This window comes from Sulfitobacter sp. TBRI5 (assembly GCF_051013555.1).
Taxonomy (GTDB): domain Bacteria; phylum Pseudomonadota; class Alphaproteobacteria; order Rhodobacterales; family Rhodobacteraceae; genus JL08.
Window position 1 is genome coordinate 2,843,638 of the sequence record NZ_CP112884.1, and the last position, 25,436, is coordinate 2,869,073.

Consider the following 25,436-nt stretch of genomic DNA (forward strand, 5'->3'; position numbering starts at 1 on the left):
CTGTGACGGGCGGGTTTTCCGGCGCTCAAAATTATTGCGACGCGCCGCAGTTGCCGACCAGCTGTTCGTATTGCTGGGTGATCCAGCCAAGTGCCTGTTCGGGATTACGCTCTTCGATCTGGCCGCTGACCGTGCTGAACACCTGCGCCGAACGGCTGTCATCGACCATGGCAAAATCCTGGCCGGTCACGACCGTGCCATAGACGAAAAACGCAATTGCAACCAGCAGGACGCCACGTGCCACACCGAACAGGAACCCAAGCCCCTGATCAACGCCGCCAAGCGCCGAGCGCTGGACTGCGGATGAAAACAGAGGCGTGAACAGGGATACAATGATCAGCGCCACGGCAAACACGGCGGCAAAGGCCGCGATGATCGAAAGTTCGCAACTGCCGGCGATGAAATCCCCCAGAACCGGTATTTCACGAACAAGCGGTTCCACTTGCGGTGCGAAGATAAACGCCAGAAAGGCCGCGCCGACCCATCCCGCAATCGCCAGAAGCTCTCGGACCAGACCACGCCCGTAGGCCAGCAGTGCCGAAAGCACGATAATCACCGCAACGGCGCCATCGATGAGCGTGAAACCTTCCATGCCTGTCCCTTTTTCGTCCCGTGACGCTATCCTGCGCCGAAAATGTCACCGACAAAGCCGGTCAGATCACTTATCTTTTGTACGTTAAGGCCCGCTGTGCCGCCAGCCTTTCCACCACTCGCCGTGATGGCTGATGTGAAACCAAGTTTTTGCGCTTCTTTCAACCTGTTTTCGGTCTGCGGGGCCGGACGCAGGGCGCCAGACAGGCTTATTTCACCAAAAACAACGGTTTCGGCAGGCAAAGCGGCGTCTTCCCGCGCGCTGAGCAAGGCGGCAGCCACCGCCAGATCGGCCGCCGGTTCGGAAATTTTCATTCCACCGGCCACGTTCAAGTACACATCAAGCCCGGTGAACGGAATGCCGCAGCGCGCTTCGAGCACCGCCAGGATCATGGCAAGACGCCCGGAATCCCAGCCCACAACAGTGCGCCGCGCCTGTGAATGGGGCGAGGGCGCAACAAGTGCCTGCAATTCGACCAGCATCGGGCGGGTGCCTTCGATCCCGGCAAACACGACCGACCCGGGCGACGGATCGCCACGTTCCGACAGAAACAGCGCTGACGGGTTCGCGACCTCGGCCAACCCCAGACCCGTCATTTCAAAGACGCCGATTTCGTCGGCCGGGCCAAAGCGGTTCTTGACGGCACGCAGGATACGGAACTGGTGACCGCGTTCGCCTTCGAAATAAAGAACCGTATCAACCATGTGTTCCACAACACGCGGGCCCGCAATCTGCCCGTCCTTGGTGACGTGACCCACAAGAATGACAGACACGCCCTTGCGCTTGGCAAAATTCGTCAGTTCATGCGCGGCGGCGCGCACCTGACTGACTGATCCCGGCGCGCTTTCGACATTGTCGGCCCACATGGTCTGGATTGAATCGATGATGGCCAGTTGCGGGCGTTCGGCTTCCAGTGTGGTCAGGATATCGCGCAGGTTGGTTTCGGTGGCCAGTTTGACGGGGGCCGTTTCCAGACCCAGACGCTGTGCGCGCATGCGAACCTGTGCGCTGGCTTCTTCGCCGGACACATAAATGGTTTTCAATCCGGCCTGCGCAAATTTTGCCGCGGCCTGCAACAAAAGGGTGGATTTACCGATACCCGGATCACCACCGACAAGAATGGCCGAGGATGGGACAAGCCCGCCGCCCAACACCCGGTCCAGTTCATCCATCCCGCTGGTGGTGCGCGGTGGTGGTGTTTCCTGACTGGCGAGGTCCGTCAGCTTCATCGCCGAGCCGCGGCGCGCGCCCAGCGATTTGCTGGCAGGGCCGGCGGAAAGTGGCGTGTCTTCGACTATGGTGTTCCAGTCGCCACACCCGTCACAGCGCCCCGACCATTTGTTGGATACCGCGCCACAGGCCGTGCAGGAAAAGGTTTTGGTTTTTGCCATGACGTTCTAGTGCACGAGCGGTGTCAGGACGTCAAATGCGTATTGTTGTGACGGTTGTGCAGGATGCGAAATCCGGCGACTGCACAACGCACCTTCTTTGTCCCAAAGACTTTAGAGTCGTGCGTCGCGTTTTATGCGAGGACTTGTCTGCCGGTCAGGTTGCGCGGGATCCTGTTGTGTTCAGATTGCAAAAAGCCCGCAGCAATAACCAGATGGGCAAGGTTGATCCGGCACATGCCAACGCAACAAGGCCAGGCAAATGGCCTGCCAGCATCGGCAGCATGACCCAGATTGCGCATATGATCGACAGGCCCGCCATGGCTGCGTAATACGGACGGTTCGCACTGCGCGAGCGCAGGAACCGCCGCAATGCGGTATAAGCAACAGTTGCCGGCAGCAAAACAAACCCCACTAATAACAAAACGTGCATTGCAAGGGCCAGATCCATGACGGTCCTTTGACTGGTGAAGGTGTGGTTATAGTGTCGGTTGCCCCCGCGCAGGCGTCGATCACGGACAGTGTCGCACTGCGCGCCTTCGGCGTCGAACTGCCGATGGCGTGGCGGATGCTGCACCGACTCGGTCCAATGGAGCAAAAAAAGCCTAACGAACCGCTTCGATCGGACCTTCGGCGCGGCCGTTGATAAACTGGTCAAGGTAGGGATCACCTGAATTGTCCATGTCGGCAACCGGGCCGGTCCACTGGATCACCCCGTCATGCAGCATCGCCACCTTGTCGGCGATCGCCCGAACCGAGGACATGTCATGGGTGATCGTCATGGCCGTCGCCCCCATTTCAACGACGATTTCGCGGATCAGATCGTTGATTACTCCGGACATGATCGGGTCAAGCCCGGTTGTCGGCTCGTCAAAAAAGATAATCTCGGGTTCTGCTGCAATGGCGCGGGCAAGGCCGACGCGTTTTTGCATGCCGCCCGACAGTTCGGACGGGAACAGATCGGCCACATCCGGCGTCAGGCCGACGCGGCGCAGTTTTTCTATGGCAATGGCGCGCGCTTCGTCCTGCGGCCGTTTGAGCGATCCGCGCAGCAAACGAAACCCCACATTCTGCCAGACGGGCAGGGAATCAAACAACGCGCCACCCTGAAACAACATGCCGAACCGCGCCAGAAATGCATCACGGTCGCCGCTGGCGGCATTGGTGCCGTCCACCGTGATTTTACCGCCGTCCGGTTTTATGAGTCCCAGAATGCATTTCAGTGCCACAGACTTGCCGGTACCGGACCCGCCGATGATCACCATGCTTTCGCCGCGCGGCACCGACAGGTCAAAATCGCGCAACACGACCTTGCTTCCGAATGATTTTGTGACGTGTTCCATCTTGATCATACCGAAAAGAAGACCCCCGTCAGCGCAAAATTGCTGGCCAGAATCAGCACGGCCGCAGCTTCAACCGATCCTTTGGTCGCGCGGCCAACACCCTGGGCGCCGCGCCCGGAATTCATACCGTAATAGCATCCCAGCAAAGCGGCGATGAAACCAAAGACGGCCCCTTTGGTCAGCGATGAAATGATATCCAGCGGTTCCAGAAAATCAGCTGTGTTCTTGAGGTAGGTCGCGGGATTGAACCCCAATGTGCCGGTGGATACCGCATAGCCGCCGAAAATGCCGATAATATCCCCGATGCCTACCAACAGTGGCACCGTGATCAGCGCCGCCAGCACACGCGGCGCGGTCAGGTATTTCATCGGGTGGGTCGAAAGCGTGACAAGCGCGTCGATCTGTTCGGTCACTTTCATCGTCGCGATTTCCGCGGCGATTGATGATGTCACCCGCGCTGCAATCATCAGGCCGACCATCACAGGCCCCAGTTCACGCACCATCCCGATGGCCACGATCTGCGGCACGACCGCTTCGGCGTTGAAACGTGCCCCGCCTGCATAAATCTGCAACGCCAGTGCGCCACCGGTGAACAATGCGGTCAGGCCGACCACCGGCAATGACAGCCACCCGATATGCAACATGGCATGGGCGAATTCACGGGGATAAAACGGCGGTCGCAGGATATGGCTGACGGTATCAAAGGCAAAGATCGCCACCCGCCCGATCGCCCCCAACAGGGCCAGAACTGTCCGGCCCAGGGCCGCCAAGGGGGCTGTCACGATCATTCGGAATAATCCCTTGTGTACCGCGCCCCAAGTGCTGTCAGGATTTCATAGCCGATGGTGCCTGCTGCCGTGGCCAGAGTATCAATTGACTGATGTGGGCCAAGGATTTCCAGACTTTCTGGATCAGCCTTCAAATCCGTCACGTCCACAGTGATCAGATCCATCGATATGCGGCCCACAATCGGGCAGGCGGTCTGTTCGGCGAACATGTGCGCGTCTGGGCCAAGGCTGCGCAGCAGACCGTCTGCATATCCGGCGGCGACCGTGGCAATGCGCGATGGACGGTTTGCCGTCCACGTGTTTGAGTAGCCTACGGTTTCGCCCACGTTCACGTCGCGGACCTGAATTACCGGCAGATCAAGGCGCACCACAGGCGTGGCTTCGATGAAGGACAATCCGCCATAAAGCCCGATACCGGGGCGCGTCATATCCATGTGATAGTCTTCGCCCAGAAGCAGGCCGCCGGTTGCCGCCAGCGACAACGGAATCTCAAGGCCCTGCGTCATCTGGAGGAACGTGGCCAGTTGTTGCCCGTTCATCGGGTGGTCGGGCGTATCGGCGCAGGCCAGATGCGAGGTGACAAGCTTTGGCCCCAGGGGCAGTGCCACCTCTTTAAGTGCGGCCCATTCCGCCGCTTCCAGACCCAGCCGGTTCATACCGGTATCAAGCTGGATGCCAAAAGGCGCATCAGCAAGGGATTCAACATGGCGCACCATCTGGTCAATGGAATTGATCATCGGCGTCAGCGCGTGATTGCGAAGCCGCGCTGTGTCACCCTGCATATGTCCGCTCAGAACATAGATGGTCGGTCCGCGACCGATAGCCTTGCGCAGAATGGCACCTTCGTTTGCATAGGCCACAAAGTATGTCCGCACCCCGGCGCCTGCCAAAGCGGTTGCAACTTCGGCAATGCCCAGCCCGTAGCCGTCTGCCTTAACTACGGCGGCAGTTTCACAGGTGCTTAATGCATCCAGCGCGCGCCAGTTTGCCACGATGGCTTTCAGATCAATGCTCAGGTTACCGGTTGTCATGCGCTGTTCATGACATCCGCGCGGGCAGGGTCAAGAGGCAAAGGCGGTTTGTCTTCCCGGTGGCGGATAAAGCAGCGCCCTTTATCGGTTCAAAAACTGTAGGAAATGCCAAGTGCACCACTGAAAAGCTGATCATCCTCGATAATCGGGCTGCTGGAGATATCGGAATTCAGGAAATCAACGCGCACCGTGCCCAAAAGGCTCCAGTTTCCGGAAAGCGGAAGTCTGGCGCGCAGGCTGACATAGGGCACGATGACATCGCCGGGCGCATAAGCCGGACGCCCGATCGCCGTTTCGGACGGCGAGACGCCCCAGATATAACGGCTTAGATCATCGTTCTGCCAGAACGCACCCGCGCCCAGATCCAGCCCGACGCGTCCGACCCTAGTGCGTGTGCCGACGCCGAACCGCAATTCCTGACCGTCATGTTCACCGGTGAATTCCTGACGCAGGTCGAAGCTGGCGTAATAAACGCCGATGTCATAGCGCGCCTCAAGCGCAAGATCACCGGTGACCTGCCGGTCAATGCCATCCAACAGCGCGCCATCGGTTGAAATCAGGCCGGAAAACCGCGGACGGGCCGCAACTGTCACGTCCCAGGGGCCGGTTTGGATAAATCTATATCCCAATCCGTTGGTTCCGATCGATAACGGGCCAGAACGGTATGAAATCAGCGGAATAGGCACTACATCTGCGCTTTGTCCGATATAGGGGTTGCTGTCGGTCGCAATGATCACGCCGATGTTCCAGCCATCGGGCGCACGCCCCTGGGCAGCAAGCGTAGCAGGAACGATCAGGAAAAAGATCAATGCAAGGAAAGGCTTCATCGGGTGCTCGCAGGTTAAAAACAGGTTTACGGATCAAACCCGCGGTCAGATCAGAATGAATGACCGACGCGCCGGTCTTGCGCAGGCCCTAGAATTCGGTGCTGCCCGCATTGCCCTGTTGCCAAGGTTTCACCAGATTGCCAAAGCGGGTGATCCGGCCTTCGAATGACAATTCGACCGTGCCGATGGGGCCGTGGCGCTGTTTGCCGATAATGACTTCGGCCTTGCCGTGCAGGCGTTCCATCTCGTCCTGCCACGCGGCCATCTTTTCCAGTTCATGATCGCCGGGTTTTTCGCGCTCTTTGTAATACTCTTCGCGGAACACGAACATGACCACATCCGCATCCTGTTCGATCGATCCGGATTCGCGCAGGTCGCTCAGCTGCGGACGTTTGTCTTCGCGGCTTTCCACCTGCCGAGAGAGCTGGGACAGGGCAATCACCGGAATATCCAGCTCTTTTGCGATCGCCTTCAGCCCTTGCGTGATTTCCGACACTTCGTTCACGCGGCTGTCCTTGGCAGAGGCCGGGCGCACAAGCTGCAAATAGTCCACAATCAGAACGTCCAGACCGTGCGTTCGCTTCAGGCGTCTGGCACGGGCGGCCAGCTGGCTGATTGGCAGGGCGGGCGTGTCGTCAATATAAAGCGGGCACGCCTCAAGCGATTTGGCGGCATCGACAAAGCGGCGGAATTCGGCCTCTGTCATATCGCCGCGCCGGATCTGTTCGCTGGACACTTCCGATGCCTCTGACAGAATCCGCGCGGCGAGCTGCTCGGCGCTCATTTCAAGAGAATAAAACCCGACAACGCCACCATCCACGGCCCCTTCGGTGCCATCAGGGGTCAAGCCGCGTTTGTAGGCTTTGGCGATGTTGAAGGCGATATTGGTGGCCAGAGATGTTTTGCCCATCGACGGACGACCGGCCAGAATAAGAAGGTCCGAGCGGTGTAAACCGCCCAGTTTCTTGTCCATATCGATCAGACCGGTCGAAACGCCGGCCAGCCCGCCTTCGCGCTGGTAGGCGGCGTTCGCCACGTTCACGGCGTCTGTGACGGCGCGCAAGAACGATTGGAAACCGGAATCCGACTGGCCCTGTTCGGCCAGCTTGTAAAGATGCTGTTCCGCCTCGACGATCTGTTCCTTGGGTTCCGAGGCCACATCGACCCGCGCCGCCTTGGCCGAAATATCGCGCCCCAGCGAAATCAGATCACGCCGGATCGCCAGATCATAGATCATCTGAGCGTAATCGCGCACCGCAAATGCACTGATCGCCGCCCCGGCCAGACGCGCCAGGTAGGGCGGGCCGCCCAGTTCGCGCAGGCCCTCGTCATCCTCCATGAATGCCTTGAGCGTGACAGGCGAGGCCAGATTGTTTTTGGCGATACGCGCGGCGGCAATTTCGTAAATACGCGCATGTACGGGGTCATAAAAATGTTGCGGACCGATGATGGATGCTATGCGGTCAAACACGTCGTTATTGGTCAGGATCGCGCCCAGAAGCTGTTGTTCCGCCTCGATCGAATGGGGCATCGTGTCAGCAGATTGCGCGCCGCTTTCGGCGGTGTTGATGCTCGAAATCTCGTTCATTTTTTTGTTCTGTCCCCTTGAAGGGTGTTCTTATCCAAGTCGGGCGGCGCGGTGCAAATTGTATGTTTCTGTGGATAGTCTGTGGATACCGGCGTGCCGCTTTATATAGCCCTGTTCAGGTGCCTTGCGTCAACATCTTGCGGTTTCTCTCTGCGCTTAAGCGCAATATTTCGCCGTCAGGTCTTTTGCCGTGCCTCTTGCCAGGCACGCGGAGCTGTCAGAAACGTTTCAACCTCGACCAAGGTAGAATCGTCAAACGCACCGGATGCCTTGGCTTCGGCCAGAACATCCCACCAGGTACACAGATGGTGCAACTGCACGCCGTGGCCGGCCAGGGATTCTTCGGTTCCCGGGAAAATGCCATAATAGAAAATGACAGCCGTATGCGCACAGGTTGCGCCGGTTTCGCGGATGGCATCGACAAATGACAGCTTTGATCCACCATCCGTTGTCAGGTCTTCGACCAGCAGCACACGCTGGCCCGGTGTCATTTCGCCTTCGATCCGCGCGTTGCGCCCGTAGCCTTTTGGCTTCTTGCGCACATAACTCATCGGCAGGGCCATCCGTTCAGCGACAAGCGCGCCAAACGGGATACCGGCCGTTTCGCCACCGGCGATGTTGTCGAACGCTTCAAAGCCTGCATTGCGCATGACAGTAACGGTCAGGAAATCCATCAGGGTCGAGCGGATGCGCGGATATGAAATCAGCTTGCGACAATCAATATAGGTCGGGCTGGGCAGGCCCGAGGCCAGTGTAAACGGCTCGTCCGCATTCAAATGCACCGCCCCGATCTCAAGCAGCATGCGCGCCGTCAGACGCGCCATTTCAGAGGCATCGGGATAACTGGTCGGGATCATAACGGCTCCTTCAAAAGGTCAGGCTTCTTCTGTTGTGAAATATCCCCGCCGGAGGCATCCACAGATGCGGCAGGGACAGGATTTTTGCTGTATCGCGCCCTTGTCACGCCACGTGCCAGTGCAGGTCGAAACCGGGGTCAAACACGGTCACATTGCCGTCACCCGTGGCAATCTTCTTTGGGTAGGACACCGGATGCCCCTTGGTCAGGGTAATGCTGTCGGCATTCACAGGCAGCCGGTAAAACGCCGGGCCGTTCAGCGATGTGAACGCCTCCAGCCTGTCAAGCGCATCGGCGCGTTCGAAGACTTCGGCAAGGATCGACACTGTATTCGTCGCGGTAAAGCAGCCCGCACATCCGCAGGGCAGCAACTTGTTGGCGTCTGTATGTGGTGCGCTGTCCGTGCCAAGGAAAAAACGGCTGTCGCCGGATGTTGCAGCAGCGACAAGGGCCAGTCGATGGGTTTCGCGTTTCGCCACAGGAAGGCAGTAATAATGCGGTTTGATCCCGCCCGCCAGAATATGGTTCCGGTTGATCACCAGATGATGCGTTGTGATTGTGGCGCCAAGGTTTTCGGATGCGCTGCGCACATAATCAGCAGCGACCGAGGTGGTGATGTGTTCCATCACCACGCGCAATCCCGGCGTATTCTGGCGGATCGGGTCCAGCACCCGGTCTATAAACACGGCCTCGCGGTCAAAGATATCAATGTCCGCATCCGTGACTTCACCGTGCACGCAGAGCGGCAGCCCTATGTCGGCCATCCGTTCCAGTACGCCGCGAACCTTGTCAAAATTCGCAACACCGCTTGCCGAATTGGTTGTTGCGCCGGCCGGATACAGTTTCACCGCCTTCACAAGTCCCCTGGCATGTGCGGCGGCAACGTCATCGGAATCGGTGTCTTCCGTAAGGTACAGCGTCATCAACGGTTCGAACGCCATGCCTTCTGGCAGGGCCGCCATGATCCGGTCACGATAGGCCGCCGCATCGACGCCCCGTACCACCGGTGGTACCAGGTTCGGCATGATGATCGCGCGGGCGAAATGGCGGGCGGTTTCGGGCAGGACAGCCGCCAGCATCGCGCCGTCGCGCAGGTGCAGGTGCCAGTCGTCGGGGCGGCGCAATGTCAGTGTTTCACTCATGCCCGCGTGGCTAGCACAGGGTTCTGACTGTCGCCAGTGCCGATAGGGCAAACAGGTGGAAAATTGCGGGCGGCATGCGTTCCGGGCGGCTACGTCTAGCTGTCAAAGATCGCTTCTTGTGGTTGGTTGGCGCGGTGCTTGATGCGCAGGTCCTTCAGGCGCTGGCGAAACAGCGGCGCGTTCATTCTGTTCGAGACGTTGCTGCACAGCATGATGGCAAGCTGGGTGCGGTCTTCGCGTTCCAGCACCCCGAGCAGAAATCGCAGGTATGGGCGGTATTCCCGCCGCGCGCGAAACAGCTGCGCGAATGACGGAACATCCAGCTGGCCGTTGCCCGCGTCCGTCAGCATCTGCCAGAACACTTCCATTGCGATCAGACTGCCCTGCAGCGCGGCGCCCATATGCGGCATACGCAGATGCGTTACATTGGGGCCGTTGAACAGGGCGGCGTGCATCGCATCCAGCCGCTGATAAGGATCAAAAACGATAAAGGCGTGTTGGGCCGCCTCGATCATGTCGGGGGCAAATCCGTAGCGATCGGTGAATGTCATGCGGCGGTTTTCAATGAACCTGTCATCCCACCCCGCGACGGCAGGGGTCAGGGTAGCTTGCGGTTGCACGGCCAGAACCGTGGCGCCCGGCGCACTGACCGAAAATGCAGCAGCGGCATACCCGCACGGGCCCGCGCCGTAAAAGATCACCTTGCTGTAATTGTCGAAAAAACAATCATCCACAAGAAGATCGAAAAATTCGTAAACATCCCCGTCGCGAAACCAGGTGTCGCCATCGCTGATCAGGCATAAATGCGACCAGCCGTTTTCGCGCACCATGTCCCAGCCCAGCGGCTGGCCGTTTTCGGACAGCGACTGGATGCCTTGCAGGTTTTCAAAGGTCACCAAAAGCGTGTCAGACTTTTCGATAAAGCTGGCGTAGTGGCGTGTGCCCAGAGGTTCGAAAAACCCCATTTCGTCCGATGCCGTTGCCAATGCCTCCAGCCAGTCGCCTTTGGACAGCCCGACCATCGGTGTTTCCAGACTTTCGTGGGCCTTTTGCATACCATGCGTTCCTGACACAAACCGAGTTGAAAGATTGTATCGGTTTTTTTGTGCGGCCAATATGCCAAAATTGACGACAGAGTGTTGATCGTCGCGATTTAAACGACTTATCCACAGGCTCTGCGCGCGGTGGGTGAACCGTGTCGGGTCAATGCACCCATTGGGCGAATGCCGGGCGGACGTTCGCGCGCAGATGTAACGCGCGATTCGAAAAGCTTGTCGGTCCGGCTGATCTGGTCCCGGGCATGCAGGTGTCGGTGCTTTTCTTGACGGCACCGGCGCAAGGTGTACCTATCGGGGCAACAGGAAAGGGCCGACATGGCAAAGATTGATAGTATCGAAGACGTTCAGGCGTTGCTGGCAGGACAGGGTTACATTTGCAGCCGCGCACTGGGCGTTCTGGTGTTTTTGGCGCTTCGCCTTGGGCGGCCATTGTTTCTTGAGGGCGAGGCGGGCACCGGCAAAACCGAGATTGCCAAGGCGCTGGCTACCGGTTTGAACCGCCGTTTGATCCGGTTGCAATGTTACGAAGGTCTGGATGCGTCCAGCGCCGTCTACGAATGGAATTTCCCCGCGCAGATGGTGGCGATCCGCACCGCAGAAGCGGCAGGCGGCGCAGATCGTGCTGCCTTGCAGGAGGAGCTGTTCAGTCGCGAATATCTGATTGAACGCCCGCTATTGGAAGCGATGCGCCCTGACAAAAACGGCGCACCGGTGCTGCTGATTGACGAACTGGATCGCACGGATGAACCGTTTGAAGCCTTCCTGCTAGAGGCGCTGAGCGATTTTCAGGTCACAATCCCGGAACTGGGCACGATCAAGGCGCCCGAAACGCCGATTGTGGTGCTGACATCAAACCGCACCCGAGAGGTGCATGATGCGCTGAAGCGCCGGTGCCTGTATCACTGGGTGGATTATCCCGACTTTGACCGGGAAATTGAAATCCTGCATGCCCGCGCGCCCGAAGCCGCCGACGCGCTAAGCCGCGAAGTCGTTGCCTTTGTGCAGGCGCTGCGCACCGAAGACCTGTTCAAGAAACCCGGCGTGGCTGAAACCATCGACTGGGCGAAATGCCTTCTGGCGCTGGATGTGATCAACCTGAGCCCCGAAGTGATCGCAGACACGCTGGGCGCGGTTCTGAAATATCAGGACGATATTCAGAAACTGCAAGGTTCCGAGGCCAAGCGCATTCTGGATCAGGCCAAGGCGGCACTGGCGCCTGCATGACCCGCAAACGCCCGCCCCACCTCCGGATATTGCAGCCGCATGCTGGCGTGTTTGCCTATTATGACGGGCGGGTGGCGGATTACCGGTTTCTGGACGGGCCGAACTGGGTCGATGACGGGGCGATTGCGCTGGGCATTGCGACCTATGCGATCGTGTCGGGATCGCAGGCGCTGGTTTATGACACGCATGTATCGCTGGACCACGGTGCGGCGATCCGCGCGCATTTGCACGATCTGGGCGTGCGCGACATCATGATTGTCTACAGCCACTGGCATCTGGATCATGTTGCCGGCACCGGCGCATTTTCCGATTGCCCTGTCATTGCCAACAACCGAACCGCGCAGCATCTGACGCAGCGCCGCGCCGGGATCGAGGCCGGCACGGAAAGCGGCCCGCCCGCGATTGCGCCGCTGGTTCTGCCGACCCGCACCTTTGACGGGCAGATGGAATTGCAACTGGGCGCACGCAAGGTGGTGCTGATCGAGGCGAATATTCACAGTGACGATGCCACCGTGTTGTGGCTGCCGGATGCCGACATTCTGCTGGCTGGCGACACGGTTGAGGATTGCGTGACCTATGTGGCCGAGCCATCCGATTTCGCCACTCATCTGGCTGATCTGGATCGGCTTGCCGTCTTGGGTGCGCGCCATGTTCTGCCTGATCACGGATCGGAAACGATCATCGCGAGGGGCGGATATTCGAACGAAATCATTCCGGCCACGCAACGCTATATCCACTGGCTGATGGATCTGCGCGACAGCCCCGAACGGGCAGACACCCCTGTGTTCGATATACTAAGGGACGATCTGGACAGCGGGGTGCTGCACTGGTTCGCGCCTTATCAGCGTATTCACGACCAGAACGTTGCCCGCACGTTGGAATGGTATGGCCATGCCTGAATATCCCGCGCTGGAACTGCCTGACGATCCCAAGCTGGCGCAGAACATCACCCATTTTGCGCGCGCGTTGCGCCGCGCCGGCCTGCCGATCGGAACGGGGCGTATTCTGGATGCAATCACGGCTGTACAGGCCGCAGGCTTCAGCGAAAAACGCGATTTTTACTGGACGCTGCAGGCCTGTTTCGTGTCGCGCCCCGAACACCGCACTGTGTTTGCCCAGATTTTCCGGCTGTACTGGCGTGACCCGCGCTATCTGGAACATATGATGTCGATGCTGTTGCCGGCGGTGCGCGGCGTTCAGGAAGACCGCAAGGGGCAGGCGGCAGAAAAGCGGGCGGCCGAGGCACTGCTGGACGGGCAGGAACGCGATCTGCCTGAAATGGACGAAACGCAACCGGAAGACGGCACCGAAATCGAAGTTGATGCCAGCCTGACCATTTCGCAGGAAGAACGGTTGCGCACGCTGGATTTCGAACAGATGAGCACGGCGGAAATGGCGCAGGCCAAGCGGATGCTGGCGCAGATGACACTACCGGTTAAACCGATCGCGTCCCGCCGGAGCATGGGTGATATCAACGGTGCACGGATTGACCGGCGAGCAACTTTGCGCGCGGCAATGCGGCGCGGCGGAGAATTGCACCGGATCGCGCATGTGTCGCCGCGCCCGCGCTGGCCCAATCTGGTGGTCTTGTGCGACATTTCCGGCTCGATGAGCCAGTATTCCCGCGTGGTTCTGCATTTCTTGCATGCAGTATCCAATGCCAAGGGGGCAGGCTGGGCCAAGGTGCACGGCTTTACCTTTGGTACTCGGTTAACCAACATCACCCGCCATCTGGCGCAGCGCGATGTGGATGCGGCGCTGGCTGCCGCCGGTGCGCAGGCGCAGGATTGGGAAGGCGGCACGCGCATCGGCAGTTGTATTGCCCAGTTCAATCGCGACTGGTCACGCCGCGTGATGGGGCAGGGCGCTGTAGTGCTGCTGATCACGGACGGCCTGGATCGCGAAGATCCCGAGGTTTTGAGCGCCGCGATGGAGCGCCTGCATCTTTCGGCGCGGCGACTGATCTGGTTGAACCCGCTGCTGCGCTGGGACGAGTTTGCCCCGAAGGCCCAAGGAATTCGCGCCATGCTGCCCCATGTCGACAGTTTTCGCGCAGGCCATTCGATAGATTCCCTCGCGGCGCTGGCCCATGCGATTTCGCGCCCCGATGATGTGGGCGAAAAGGCCAGATTGATGGCCCAGATCACTTCGGACCCGACTTGATCTAAATCATTCCATTTACAGAATGTGTCATATACATTCCTTCCAATGAATGTGTTTTGGGAGAAATGAAATGCCATTGAACTGGAAAATCGGCGGGCTTCTTCTGGGCCTTGTCTTCTTTATGGCGGTGCTGCTGGTCAAACCGATCGGGGTCAGCACCCAATTCGTGATTTTGAATGGTATCATCGGTGATCTGGTGAACCCCGATCTGGTAACGCAAACCAGTGACGGCTTTGCCTCAAGCAATGCGTATCTTGACAAATCGGGCGGCAAATATGCCGAGGCCGCGGCCAACCCGATGAACTACAGCTTTGTTTTCGTGCTGGCCATGATGGCCGGCGCGTTCCTGTCCACATGGGCGCGCGGCGGCCTGGAAAAGGCAGAGCGCACGATGCCCGCCTTGTGGCGGGCCAATTACGGTGACAACGCAGCGCAGCGCTATGCCGTTGCCTTTCTGGGTGGTTTTGTCGTGTTGTACGGCGCGCGTCTGGCGGGCGGTTGTACATCGGGGCACATGATGTCGGGCATGATGCAAACCGCGCTGTCGGGTTACATCTTTGCCGCTGGCGCCTTTGCCGCCGCCATCCCCGTGTCCATTCTGATGTTCAAAAAGGAGGCCTGAGCCATGTCTTCGCTTATACTTGCAATCGTAATCGGTGCTGCATTCGGCGCCGTTCTGGACCGGATCGGGGCCACCAACCCGACCTATATCGACAAGATGCTGAACCTGATGAACCTGAACCTCATGAAAGCCATATTGCTGGCGATCGGCACCGGGTCTGTCCTGATGTTTGGTGGCCAGATGATCGGGCTGGTTGACGTGGGGCATATGTCGGTCAAAGCCGCGTATGCCGGTGTGTTCATTGGCGGGTTGATGCTGGGGGCCGGATGGGCTGCCAGCGGGTATTGTCCTGGCACAGGTGTCTGCGCGGCCGCATCGGGACGCAAGGATGCGGTGTTTTTCATTGCGGGCGGTTTGCTGGGGGCGGCGGCCTATATGATGACCTATCCGATGTGGAAAGCATTCGGCCTGCTGAACGATGTGGCCGGGGGCAAGGTGACTTTGGGCACCGTCCCGAATTCGGGCTATGACGGTCTGACATCGTTTTCCGGTGATCTGGTCGGGATCGTTCTGGGGTTGGCGTTTATTGGTGTGGCCTTTGCGCTGCCCGAACGGTTGCGTCCTCAGCCTGCAAGGACGGTTGCGGCGGAATAAGTTTGCCGCAAACTTGATCCAATCAACTTGAAATGCGTCCCTTGGGGCGCATTTCTTTCGTCCGGCAGGGTGTCAAACCCTGTGCCGGCGCGCAAATGGGGCAGACATCCCCTGCTGCCTGCGCCATAATTTGCGCCAAAGGAGTTCTGAAATGGATCGGTTTGACGATTGCCCTGAAACGGCGCTGCACTGGCACAGGAACGGGCGCGGTGCTGTGCTGGCCACGGTTGTCGAAACATGGGGCAGCGCGCCACGGCGCGTGGGCGCGCAACTGGCGATCAGCGGGGATGGCCATATGCGCGGGTCTGTTTCGGGCGGCTGTGTCGAAGGGGCCGTTATTCTTGAGGCGCAGGATGCGCTGGAAAAGGGCGAAATGCGCCTGCTGGAATATGGTGTCAGTGACGATGACGCGTTTGCGGTCGGGCTGGCCTGCGGGGGAACGATCCGCGTTTTGGTAGAACCGGTCGGCGCTGTCCTGCCCGAAAATGTGTTGGATCAGATCGTTGCGGCGCGGGCCGCGCGGCAGGCTGTGGCCTACGAGGTGAACACAGAAAGCGGCGCGCGCCATGTTGTTTCAACCGGACATGCGGACCGCTTTCGGTTGGACCGCTCGGGCTTCGAAGAGGACGGCCAGATGTTTGTGGCCATCCACAATCCGCCCTTGCGCCTGATTGTGGTCGGGGCGGTGCATATCGCGCAGGCGCTGGTGCCGATGGCACGTATCGCTGGGTTTGATCCGGTGGTCGTGGAACCACGCGCCGCCTTTGGGTCTGAAGCCCGGTTTCCGCGTGAAACCATTGTCGAGGACTGGCCTGACGAAGCGCTGGATAAGCTGGGATTGGATGCGCGCACGGCGCTGGTTTTGCTAACCCATGATCCCAAACTGGATGATCCGGCGCTGCATCGCGCGCTGGTGTCAGATGCGTTTTACATTGGCGCGCTGGGGTCCAAGCGGACCCATGCAAAGCGTGTGGACAGGTTGTCTGCTGACGGGTTTTCGCCGCAGCAGATCGTGCGGATCAAGGCCCCGGTCGGGCTGGATATCGGGGCCAGTGGCCCTGCGGAAATTGCTGTTTCGGTTCTGGCCCAAATGATCGCGCAATTGCGGGGCGGGGCATGAAATTTGGTACGGTGCCGGTACAGGACGCGCTGGGCGCGGTTCTGGCCCATTCTGTCGATCTGGGGCAGGGACGGTTGCGCAAGGGTGTGGTGCTGACGAAAGACCACATTGCCAGATTGGAGGCGGCCGGTGTGCACGACGTGGTTGTTGCCGCGCTCGATGCCGATGATGTACCCGAAAACGCGGCGGCGCAGCAACTGGCGCAGGCGCTTGTGCCCGATCCGGCGGCAGCCTGTCTGCGGGTGACGGATGCGTTTACCGGCCGCGTCAATCTGCTGGCCGACGGCCCCGGTGTTGCCGTTCTGGATGTGCCCGCGCTTGAGGCGTTGAACCGCGTGCATCCCATGATCACGCTGGCAACGGTGCCGCCCTTTGCGCAGATGCGCGCCAAAGGCATGGTGGGCACGATCAAGATCATATCATACGCCGTGCCGCGCGCCGCGCTGGAACAGGCCTGCGATATTGCGCGCGCTTCGGTGCGGCTTGCGCGGCCCGTCCATGCAACGGCGGGTTTGATCATCACGGAAATTCCCGGCGGCGCTGGTGAAAAAGGGCGCGCCGCGATCGAGGCGCGGGTGACGGCGCTGGGCATGGACATGGCCGAGGTTCGGGTGATCGCGCACAGACAGGATGCGCTGGCGGTGGCCATCGCCGGTATCAGGGGCGATGTGATTCTGATCCTGACCGGATCGGCCACATCGGATGACAATGATGTGGGCCCGGCGGCATTGCGTCTGGCGGGCGGACAGGTGGAACGGTTTGGCATGCCGGTCGATCCCGGTAATCTGCTGTTTCTGGGGCATATGGCGGACAAGCCTGTCATCGGCCTGCCGGGATGCGCCCGTGCGCCCGCGCTGAACGGGGCGGACTGGGTGCTGTCGCGCGTGGCGTGCGGCATTCATGTCAGTGCCGATGATATTGCCGGAATGGGAATTGGCGGCCTGCTCAAGGAAATTCCCACACGCCCGCAACCCAGAAACCCCAGTCCGCGCACAAAGAAAGTCTAGCGACGCGTCGGTTTTTGCGCCCAAAATGTCGTGATCGCAAAGTTGTTGTTTTCAAGTGGTATTTTGCGTGGTTAACTCGGGCCAAACGAAAAGACCAAAAGGGAGGATGTTATGACACAGGTCAAGATGACCGTGAACGGCAAAGCCGCGTCTGGAGATGTGGAAGGGCGGACATTGCTGTCCACGTTCCTGCGCGAGGATTTGAACCTGACGGGAACCCATATCGGCTGTGACACCAGCCAGTGCGGCGCATGCGTTGTGCATGTGAACGGCGTGGCGGTGAAGGCCTGTACAATGTTGGCGGCCGAAGCCGATGGCGCGGTGGTGGACACGATCGAAGGCCAGGCCGAAGCCGACGGAACGCTGAACGTGATCCAGCAGGCCTTTCAGGATCACCACGGGTTGCAATGTGGGTTCTGCACACCGGGTATGGTGATGTCGGCGGCTGCTTTGCTCAAGGAAAACCCCAAGCCGACAGAACACGAAGTGCGCGCCTATCTGGAAGGCAATATCTGCCGCTGCACCGGATACCACAACATCGTCAAGGCGATCCTTGCCGCGTCCGGTCAGGACGTCAGCGCAATCGCTGCGGAATAAAGCAACAAGGGACGCAGCGGCGGTCTGAAACCCGCCCGTCTGCCTGTCCCTTCCAGACGGACACGATCCGTCGAACCTTTAGGGAGGAGATCAACATGCCAAAGGATTCAGGCATCGGAGCCAGTTCTAAACGGCGCGAGGACGTGCGGTTTTTGACCGGCGCGGGAAATTACACGGATGACATCAACGTACTGCGCCAGGCGCACGCGTATTTCTTGCGATCAGATGTCGCACACGGTTACATCAACGGCATTAACGCCGACAAAGCCAAGGCAATGCCGGGTGTTTTGACGGTCATGACAGGGGCGGATTTCGCGGATGTCGGCGGCAACCCTGCAGGCTGGCACATTCCCAGCCGCGACGGCTCGGCCATGCGCGAGCCCAAGCGACCCGTTTTGGCGCACGGCAAAGTCCGCCACGTCGGCGATGCCTATGCAGTAGTTGTCGCAGAGACCCGCGCGCAGGCGCGCGATGCGGCTATGGCCATCGAGGCAGATATCACGGAGCTCCCTGCGATTGTGGATATGGCAGCAGCCGTTGCCGATCCGTCGCACAGGGTACACGACGAAATTGACGGCAACGTCTGCTTCGACTGGGGCTGGATTGAAGACAATCGTGCGGCTGTCGACGCCGCGTTCAAAGCGGCGCCACACGTAACGACCCTCCAGTTGATCAACAACCGACTGGTACCCAACGCATTGGAGCCGCGCGCATCCATTGGCTGTTATGAAGCGGGCACAGGCGATTACAAGTTATACACCACCAGCCAGAACCCTCACCTGACGCGCTTGCTGATCTGCGCGTTTGTCATGGGCATTGCCGAGAATAAACTGACGGTGATTTCGCCTGACGTGGGTGGTGGGTTTGGCTCAAAGATTTACCATTATGGCGAAGAGGCGGCTGTACTGGCAGCCGCCAAGGCAATCGGTCGCCCTGTTAAATGGGTGGCAGACCGCTCAGAGAGCTTTTTGTCGGATGCGCATGGTCGCGATCACGTTACAAAGATCGAGCTGGCTTGCGAAAAAGACGGCACCTTCATAGGCATTCGCACAGACACTATGGCCAACGTCGGCGCGTATCTGTCGAATTTTTCCACTGTAACGCCAACATTCCTGCATGGCACGTTGATGTCGGGCCCCTACAAGACGCCAAACGTCTATGTGAACTTAAAGGCCGTGTTCACCAACACTGCACCAGTGGATGCCTATCGCGGTGCCGGACGCCCTGAGGCGACCTACGGTCTGGAGCGCATCATCGACAAGATGTGCGACGAGCTGGACCTTGATCCGATTGAGGTGCGACGCAAGAACCTGCTGACACCGGATCAGTTCCCCTATGCCTCTCCGGTCGGGCTGGTCTATGACACAGGCAACTACCAGGCGACACTGGACAAGGTGATCGAGAAAGGCGACCTCGCGGGCTTTGAGGCGCGACGCGCCGAAAGTGCCAAGCGCGGCAAGTTGCGTGGACTGGGCATGTCCACCTGGATCGAGGCCTGCGGCATCGCGCCGTCCAACCTCGTGGGAATTCTTGGTGCGCGTGTCGGATTGTTTGATGCCGCCACCGTACGTGTCAATGCGACAGGTACCATCAGCGTGATGACCGGTGCGCACAGCCATGGGCAGGGACATGAGACCGTGTTTGCGCAGGTTGTTGCAGAGCGTTTGGGCATACCTGAAAGCAGCGTTGAGATCGTGCATGGCGACACGTCCAAGATACCCTTCGGGATGGGCAGCTATGGCTCGCGCAGTCTGGCTGTGGCAGGCTCGGCAATGGTTAAAGCCGTGGACAAGATTATTGACAAAGGCAAGAAGATCGCAGCCCATATGCTTGAGGCCGCGGAAGACGACATAGTGTTTGAGGATGGCAAGTTCGCTGTTGCGGGCACCGACAAGGCGAAGGGCTTTGGCGAGATCGCCTTTTCCGCCTATGTTCCGCACAACTACCCTTTGGAATCGCTTGAACCCGGGCTGGAGGAGTCGGCATTTTATGATCCGGAGAATTTTACCTATCCTGCCGGAGCCTATGCCTGCGAGGTTGAGGTCGATCCGGATACAGGCAAGGTCGATGTTGTCGGTTTCACTTGCGCCGATGATTTCGGTAACGTCATGAACCCAATGATCGTGGATGGACAGGTGCACGGCGGTGTTGCACAGGGTATCGGGCAGGCGTTGTTGGAAGGATGTTCGTATGACGAGACTGGGCAGCTTTTGTCGGGGTCGTACATGGATTACACCATGCCGCGCGCCGATGATCTGCCGTTTTATTCCGTTGATCACAGCTGCATCACGCCTTGTACGCACAATCCGCTTGGCGTGAAGGGGTGTGGCGAAGCTGGAGCAATCGGATCGCCGCCTGCCGTCGTGAATGCAGTCGTGGATGCATTGCGCGCCGCAGGCAGCACCGTGACCCATATCGATATGCCGCTGAGCCCGTCGCGGGTATGGGCGGCGATGAACGGATGACCTTTTCCGGCGAGGGCGTGTGTGCGCAACCGCCGGAATTCGAGTATTTTTGGACAAATGAAAACGGGAGCGACGAGGATGCTGTCCCCCGCTTGCAGGAGAAACAGAGATGTATGATTTCGAACTATTGAAACCGACCAGCCTTGCCGATGCGGTGGCTGCGATGTCCGGTGAGGACGCGCAGGCGCTGGGCGGCGGGCAGACCCTGATCCCAACGCTGAAACAGCGGCTGGCCAGCCCTGCGACACTGGTGTCGCTGACGGGGATCGCAGAAATGCAGGGCGTGTGTACGCTTGATGACGGGCAACTGAGTATCGGTGGGGCTACCACACATGCAACAGTGGCCGCGCAGGCGGGTGCCTATCCGGCGCTGGCAGCGCTGGCCAGCCATATCGGTGATCCGGCGGTGCGCAACCGTGGCACGATCGGCGGATCACTTGCCAACAATGATCCGTCTGCCTGCTATCCGGCGGCGGCGCTGGGCAGTGGTGCGACGATCGTGACCAACATGCGCGAGATCGCTGCGGATGATTATTTTCAGGGCATGTTCGAAACCGCACTAGAAGAGGGCGAGATTATCACCGAAGTCCGCTTTCCGGTGCCGCAGGCGGCGCATTACGAAAAGTTTCTGCAACCTGCCTCGCGCTTTGCGCTGGTGGGCGTGTTTGTTGCGAAATTTGCGGATGGTGTGCGTGTGGCGGTGACAGGCGCCTCGGAGGACGGTGTGTTCCGCTGGGCCGAGGCCGAAGCCGCGTTAGCCAAAGAGTTTCGCGCAGATGCGCTGATGGACCTGAAGATCAATCCGATGAACATGATCGGGGATCTGCACGGTACCAAGGAATATCGCGCCCATCTGGTATCGGTGATCACCAGACGCGCGGTGGCTGCTGCCGCCTGAATACGGGCCCCCGCCGCACAGAAAAACGCCCCCTGTGATAAAGAGGGCGTTTTTTTTGTGAATTCCGGTTACTTGTTCGGAAGCGGGCCGATCAGCATGATCATCTGGCGGCCTTCCATCTTGGGCATGTTTTCCACACGTCCCACATCCTTGGTGTCTTCTGCCACCCGCTCCAGCAACTCGCGCCCCAGATTCTGGTGCGCCATTTCGCGACCGCGAAAGCGCAGGGTGATCTTGACCTTGTCGCCATTGTCCAGAAACTTGAACACGTTGCGCATTTTCACATCGTAATCATTGGTGTCCGTATTGGGACGGAACTTGACCTCTTTGATTTCGATGATCTTCTGCTTTTTGCGGGCCTCTGCCTCGCGCTTTTGGGTTTCGTATTTGAATTTGCCGAAATCCATGATCTTGCACACGGGCGGGTTGGCGTTGGGCGATATTTCAACCAGATCCAGCCCGGCTTCGTCGGCCATGACCATGGCGCGGGCGGGCGTGACAACGCCGACATTTTCACCATCGGCCCCGATCAGCCGGATTTCATCCGACCTGATGTTTTCGTTCACTCGGGGTCCGGTATCGCGCTGCGGGGGCGCGTTATGAGGTCTGCGGGCTATGAGTTTATTCCTTTGATCATTGCTGAATTTTGAGGCCTTAACCTAGACGCGGGCCTGCAACACTTCAAGCCGCAAAATAAGCTGAACCCTGCCGATTTGTGGGATTTTTTTCGATTGTACCTTCTGCTTTGATGCCGCATTTGGCACAGGATAGCGGACCTTCTGCAACAGGCAGACGGCGCAGTGTTTAAAGGATGCGAAGATGAGAAATTTATTGGTGCTGGCGGGCGTGGCCGTTGTGGTTGTGCTCGGCTATGTTTTGTTCACGGGCGACACCGCAGAAGAAGTGGCAACCCAGGCGGAAACAACGACAGAACAGGCGACAGAGGCTGTTTCGGACGCGGTTGAAGGAGCTTCAGAGGCGGCCAGCGATGCGGCGCAAGCGGTAACCGATGCTGTTAACGAGACTGCTGAACAGGCGGGTGAGGCTGCCGAGGCTGCGGTGGAACAGGCCAGCGAAGCAGCGCAAGCAGCAGGCGAAGCTGCCGAAAACGCGGTTGAGCGTGTCACAGAAGGCGCAAGCGATGCGGTAGACGCGGCAAGTGATGCCGTGAGCGATGCCAGCGACGCCGCGACCAGTGCGGCAAGCGAAGCGGCCGATGCCGCGGCCGATGTTGTAAACGAAGCGACAGAGGCGGCAGGCGAGGCGGCAAGTGAAGCCGTCGAGGCGGCGCAAGAAGCTGCTGAAAGCGTTGCGGGCGCGTTGCAGGAGGCGACGACGCTGCCTGCAATCGATCCGTCCGTGATGACGGTAGAGGGGTTCAACCTTGATGCGGCAAAGGAAATGATCGACAGCTCGAACCTGAACGATTTGCAGAAATTGACCCTGAAAAGCACGCTGGAAGCATCACAGGACAGCCCCGTCATGCTGAAAGTGGCGCTGGACGAGGCAAGGAACCTTCTGGGTCTGTAAAAAACAGACTTCTCAGAAGTACTGAAAAACTGCCGCGCATCTTTGGGTGCGCGGTTTTTTCTTGGGAAAGGGGCAATCCTCTGGCAGCGTGGGTTTCACCAGTCAGGAAAGGAACAGCCAATGTCTGATCTGAGCGTCACGAGATTGACCGGCGCGGTCGGCGCCGAAATCTCGGGCGTTGATCTGAACCGGATCAGTGACAGCCAGTTTGAAACGTTGTGCGATACCCTGTTCAGGCGCGGTGTCGTTGTCCTGCGGGATCAGGATTTTTCGCCCGAGGCGCATATCGCACTGGCCGAACGCTTTGGCGAAATTGACGTGAACCGGTTTTTTACGCCGGTTGCCGCGCACCCAATGATTGCCGAAGTGCGTACAAGAGCCGAGCAGAACACCGTGATCGGTGGTACATGGCACAGCGATCATTCCTATGATCCTGAACCGGCAATGGCATCAATACTGGTGGCGCGCGAATTGCCACCCTATGGCGGGGACACTTTGTTTGCGTCGATGACAGCCGCTTGCGCCGGTCTTTCGGAAGGGTTGCGCGATACGCTGTCGGGGCTGTCTGCGTGGCACACCGATGGCAGTTTCGCCCGGTCCGAATTTGATATGGGCAAGGATGCGGCCGCATTTCGCCCGCCCAGCCTGCATCCGGTGCTGATCCGCCATCCCGAAACGGGCGAAAGGGCAGTTTACGTGAACGGGGATTTCACCACCCGTTTTGACGGCTGGAGCGAGGAAGAATCGCGCCCGCTGCTGGAATACCTTTATCGGGCCGTGACCCAGCCGCAGTATTGTTGCCGCGTGCGCTGGACGCCGGGAAGCGTCGGGATATGGGACAACCGAACGGTGCAGCATTTTGCAACGGCTGATTATCAGGGACACGCGCGTCTGATGCACCGGATCACGGTGAAAGGGCAGGCGTTGGAGCGTTAGGTTTCAGTTGCTTTGCCCACGAAACTGTCACTCCGGTTTTGTCGGCTTTACCCAATCCATGTCGGGATGTTCGCGTAGAATTGCCCAATCAATCACGCCGATCTTTTCGGTCCAGTTGTCAAACTCCCTGATCAGCATCTGGGATTTGGGCGTGTTTCTGAAACGGAGATCGTGTAGTTCGGTACGATCATCGCGCATATTATAAAGTTCCCAGTCCTTGCCGAATTCGCGTACCAGTTTCCAGTCACCAATCCGTGCGGCGCAATTGCCTTCGTGTTCCCAGAAAATCGGTGCTTCGCGTTCTGCCGTATTGTTGCAGAACAGCGGCATCAGGCTTTCGCCATCCAGATCCTGAATGCCGTGCCCGTCGAAGTCCTTGGGGTAGGTCGCCCCGGAGACATCCAGAAGCGTAGGCATGATATCAACCACATGGCGCGCCTGATGGATCACGCCTTTGGCTTCAACGCCATTGGGCCAATGGACAATGAGCGGGGTCGAAATGCCGCCCTCGTGGACCCAGCTTTTGTGCATACGGAAGGGTGCGTTGGACACGTTCGACCATGCCACATCATAGCTTTGAAACGTGGTGCCCGGACCGGGGGCAAGATCGGGGATGTTGCCCGAAACCACCTCTTCGCCGTTAAATCCGGTTGCAGGGTAGCTGTCGGTCCACCCGTCTTCGGCCAGAAATTCGGCGCAACCGCCATTGTCGGACAGAAATAGCACCAGCGTGTCCTGCTCCACACCCAACGCGCGCAGTTTGGCCATAACGCGGCCAATGCCCTGATCCATGCAATCCACCATGGCGGCATAGGTCGCCATTCGCGCGTCTTCCCAATCGGTGTTCTTTTCATCAGTCCATGCGTGGGCATCCGGATCGCGGGGCGAAATATCCCAGTTACCCTGCAACAGGCCACGGCCCAGCATTTCCTCGTGTCGCGCCGTGCGCAGATGATCCCAACCTTTACGGTATTTTCCCTGATACCTGGCGATGTCTTCCGCGTGGGCCTGTAAAGGCCAATGCGGGGCGGTATAGGCCAGATACAGAAAGAACGGTTTATCCTCGCCACTGGCCTTGCCGATCATCTCGACTGCTTTGTCCGTGACGGCATCGGTCATATAAAAAGCACTGTCAGAGACTTCGATTTCACAATCGTCTTCCCCGATGTAATGCGGGAAAAAGAAACTTCCGGCGCCGTCTAACGTACCAAAAAACCGGTCAAACCCCCGCTGTCGCGGCGTGGGCTGGCCTACTTCGCCCGGTGTCCAAGTATCCGCGTCGCGCGGATCATAGGGGCCGCCGACATGCCATTTTCCACTCATCAACGTGCGGTATCCGGCAAGGCGCAGCACTTCGGCAATCGTGACGGCATCGTTGCGCAAATATCCCTGATAGGCGGGGGTTCCGTAATTGGCCGTCATGTGCCCGATCCCGGCCTTGTGCGGGTATAAGCCGGTCAGAAGGGATGCGCGCGTGGGGCAGCAACGGGCGCAATTGTACATCGCCGTATAAGTCTGGCCGCCTTTTGCAAGACGATCAATGTTGGGGGTCCGGATTTCGGACCCCATACACCCAAGGTCTGAAAACCCCATGTCATCGGCAAGGATCAGGATGATGTTGGGCTGTTTGGCATTGCGCATGCCAGAATGGTGGCACAGGCCGCTTG

25 protein-coding genes are annotated in these 25,436 nt (G+C 59.0%); 12 read left to right on the plus strand and 13 right to left on the minus strand.

Annotated features, from left to right (window positions below; genetic code table 11):
- Positions 1–31: 31 nt before the first annotated feature.
- The 11 genes from OLX72_RS14340 to OLX72_RS14390 all read right to left on the minus strand — a co-directional run bounded on the left by OLX72_RS14340 (position 32) and on the right by OLX72_RS14390 (position 10,610).
- Positions 32–592 carry a CvpA family protein gene (locus tag OLX72_RS14340; protein ID WP_433988939.1) on the minus strand — a complete coding sequence of 187 codons (561 nt, stop codon included), beginning with the start codon at positions 590–592 and terminating at the stop codon, positions 32–34.
- Positions 593–618: 26 nt separating this feature from the next.
- Positions 619–1,983 (minus strand): DNA repair protein RadA, encoded by a 1,365-nt coding sequence (gene radA / locus OLX72_RS14345; RefSeq protein WP_114870640.1) that lies wholly within the window; start codon positions 1,981–1,983, stop codon positions 619–621.
- Between the two features lie 154 nt (positions 1,984–2,137).
- On the minus strand, positions 2,138–2,638 hold the full coding sequence (locus OLX72_RS14350) for a hypothetical protein (protein WP_433988940.1): 501 nt from the start codon (positions 2,636–2,638) through the stop codon (positions 2,138–2,140).
- Positions 2,586–3,332, minus strand: a complete 747-nt coding sequence (locus OLX72_RS14355; RefSeq protein WP_433988941.1) for an ABC transporter ATP-binding protein — start codon at positions 3,330–3,332, stop codon at positions 2,586–2,588. The genes OLX72_RS14350 and OLX72_RS14355 overlap by 53 nt, the downstream gene beginning before the upstream one ends.
- Positions 3,329–4,111 (minus strand): MlaE family ABC transporter permease, encoded by a 783-nt coding sequence (locus tag OLX72_RS14360; RefSeq protein WP_114870636.1) that lies wholly within the window; start codon positions 4,109–4,111, stop codon positions 3,329–3,331. The genes OLX72_RS14355 and OLX72_RS14360 overlap by 4 nt, the downstream gene beginning before the upstream one ends.
- The gene (gene alr, locus OLX72_RS14365; RefSeq protein WP_433988942.1) at positions 4,108–5,142 is read right to left on the minus strand and encodes an alanine racemase; all 1,035 of its coding nucleotides are present in this window, start codon (positions 5,140–5,142) and stop codon (positions 4,108–4,110) included. Before alr ends, OLX72_RS14360 begins: the two co-directional genes overlap by 4 nt.
- 89 nt (positions 5,143–5,231) lie before the next feature.
- Positions 5,232–5,969, minus strand: coding sequence for a MipA/OmpV family protein (locus tag OLX72_RS14370; RefSeq protein WP_433988943.1), 738 nt, complete (start codon positions 5,967–5,969; stop codon positions 5,232–5,234).
- 88 nt (positions 5,970–6,057) lie between these two features.
- Positions 6,058–7,557 carry a replicative DNA helicase gene (locus OLX72_RS14375; protein ID WP_114870633.1) on the minus strand — a complete coding sequence of 500 codons (1,500 nt, stop codon included), beginning with the start codon at positions 7,555–7,557 and terminating at the stop codon, positions 6,058–6,060.
- Between the two features lie 176 nt (positions 7,558–7,733).
- Positions 7,734–8,414, minus strand: coding sequence for an orotate phosphoribosyltransferase (locus OLX72_RS14380; protein WP_114870632.1), 681 nt, complete (start codon positions 8,412–8,414; stop codon positions 7,734–7,736).
- A gap of 103 nt (positions 8,415–8,517) precedes the next feature.
- The gene (gene pyrC, locus OLX72_RS14385) at positions 8,518–9,555 is read right to left on the minus strand and encodes a dihydroorotase (RefSeq protein WP_433988944.1); all 1,038 of its coding nucleotides are present in this window, start codon (positions 9,553–9,555) and stop codon (positions 8,518–8,520) included.
- 95 nt (positions 9,556–9,650) lie between these two features.
- Complete coding sequence (locus OLX72_RS14390; RefSeq protein WP_433988945.1) at positions 9,651–10,610, minus strand: phosphoadenosine phosphosulfate reductase; 960 nt, start codon at positions 10,608–10,610, stop codon at positions 9,651–9,653.
- 318 nt (positions 10,611–10,928) lie between these two features.
- On the opposite strand from OLX72_RS14390, the gene OLX72_RS14395 reads away from it, so the two are divergent.
- From OLX72_RS14395 to OLX72_RS14440, 10 genes are all read left to right on the plus strand, one after another.
- Entirely contained in the window at positions 10,929–11,837 is a 909-nt protein-coding gene (locus OLX72_RS14395; protein WP_433988946.1) for an AAA family ATPase, read from the plus strand.
- Positions 11,834–12,736, plus strand: a complete 903-nt coding sequence (locus tag OLX72_RS14400) for an MBL fold metallo-hydrolase (protein WP_433988947.1) — start codon at positions 11,834–11,836, stop codon at positions 12,734–12,736. Before OLX72_RS14395 ends, OLX72_RS14400 begins: the two co-directional genes overlap by 4 nt.
- Positions 12,729–14,000, plus strand: coding sequence for a vWA domain-containing protein (locus tag OLX72_RS14405; protein WP_433988948.1), 1,272 nt, complete (start codon positions 12,729–12,731; stop codon positions 13,998–14,000). Before OLX72_RS14400 ends, OLX72_RS14405 begins: the two co-directional genes overlap by 8 nt.
- A 70-nt stretch (positions 14,001–14,070) precedes the next feature.
- Positions 14,071–14,622, plus strand: a complete 552-nt coding sequence (locus OLX72_RS14410; protein WP_114870627.1) for a YeeE/YedE thiosulfate transporter family protein — start codon at positions 14,071–14,073, stop codon at positions 14,620–14,622.
- A 3-nt stretch (positions 14,623–14,625) separates the two neighbouring features.
- On the plus strand, positions 14,626–15,216 hold the full coding sequence (locus tag OLX72_RS14415; RefSeq protein ID WP_433988949.1) for a YeeE/YedE thiosulfate transporter family protein: 591 nt from the start codon (positions 14,626–14,628) through the stop codon (positions 15,214–15,216).
- A 151-nt stretch (positions 15,217–15,367) separates the two neighbouring features.
- Positions 15,368–16,336 (plus strand): XdhC family protein, encoded by a 969-nt coding sequence (locus OLX72_RS14420; RefSeq protein ID WP_433988950.1) that lies wholly within the window; start codon positions 15,368–15,370, stop codon positions 16,334–16,336.
- On the plus strand, positions 16,333–17,343 hold the full coding sequence (locus tag OLX72_RS14425) for a molybdopterin-binding protein (RefSeq protein WP_433988951.1): 1,011 nt from the start codon (positions 16,333–16,335) through the stop codon (positions 17,341–17,343). The genes OLX72_RS14420 and OLX72_RS14425 overlap by 4 nt, the downstream gene beginning before the upstream one ends.
- Before the next feature lie 111 nt (positions 17,344–17,454).
- On the plus strand, positions 17,455–17,940 hold the full coding sequence (locus tag OLX72_RS14430) for a (2Fe-2S)-binding protein (RefSeq protein ID WP_114870623.1): 486 nt from the start codon (positions 17,455–17,457) through the stop codon (positions 17,938–17,940).
- A 95-nt stretch (positions 17,941–18,035) separates the two neighbouring features.
- Entirely contained in the window at positions 18,036–20,405 is a 2,370-nt protein-coding gene (locus OLX72_RS14435) for a xanthine dehydrogenase family protein molybdopterin-binding subunit (RefSeq protein ID WP_114870622.1), read from the plus strand.
- A gap of 109 nt (positions 20,406–20,514) precedes the next feature.
- A complete protein-coding gene (locus tag OLX72_RS14440; protein ID WP_114870621.1) occupies positions 20,515–21,303 on the plus strand; it encodes an FAD binding domain-containing protein in 789 nt (262 codons plus the stop codon).
- A 68-nt stretch (positions 21,304–21,371) separates the two neighbouring features.
- Here OLX72_RS14440 and infC read toward each other — a convergent pair whose 3' ends face one another.
- The gene (infC, locus tag OLX72_RS14445; protein WP_433988952.1) at positions 21,372–21,869 is read right to left on the minus strand and encodes a translation initiation factor IF-3; all 498 of its coding nucleotides are present in this window, start codon (positions 21,867–21,869) and stop codon (positions 21,372–21,374) included.
- 253 nt (positions 21,870–22,122) lie between these two features.
- Here infC and OLX72_RS14450 point away from each other — a divergent pair, with 253 nt between their 5' ends.
- Both OLX72_RS14450 and OLX72_RS14455 read left to right on the plus strand, forming a co-directional pair.
- Positions 22,123–22,833: a translation initiation factor 3 gene (locus OLX72_RS14450; protein ID WP_433988953.1), complete on the plus strand. Its 711-nt coding sequence runs from the start codon at positions 22,123–22,125 to the stop codon at positions 22,831–22,833.
- A 120-nt stretch (positions 22,834–22,953) separates the two neighbouring features.
- Positions 22,954–23,769 (plus strand): TauD/TfdA dioxygenase family protein, encoded by an 816-nt coding sequence (locus OLX72_RS14455; protein ID WP_114870618.1) that lies wholly within the window; start codon positions 22,954–22,956, stop codon positions 23,767–23,769.
- Between the two features lie 27 nt (positions 23,770–23,796).
- On the opposite strand, the gene OLX72_RS14460 is transcribed toward OLX72_RS14455, so the two are convergent.
- Positions 23,797–25,410, minus strand: coding sequence for an arylsulfatase (locus tag OLX72_RS14460; protein ID WP_433988954.1), 1,614 nt, complete (start codon positions 25,408–25,410; stop codon positions 23,797–23,799).
- Positions 25,411–25,436 lie beyond the last annotated feature (26 nt).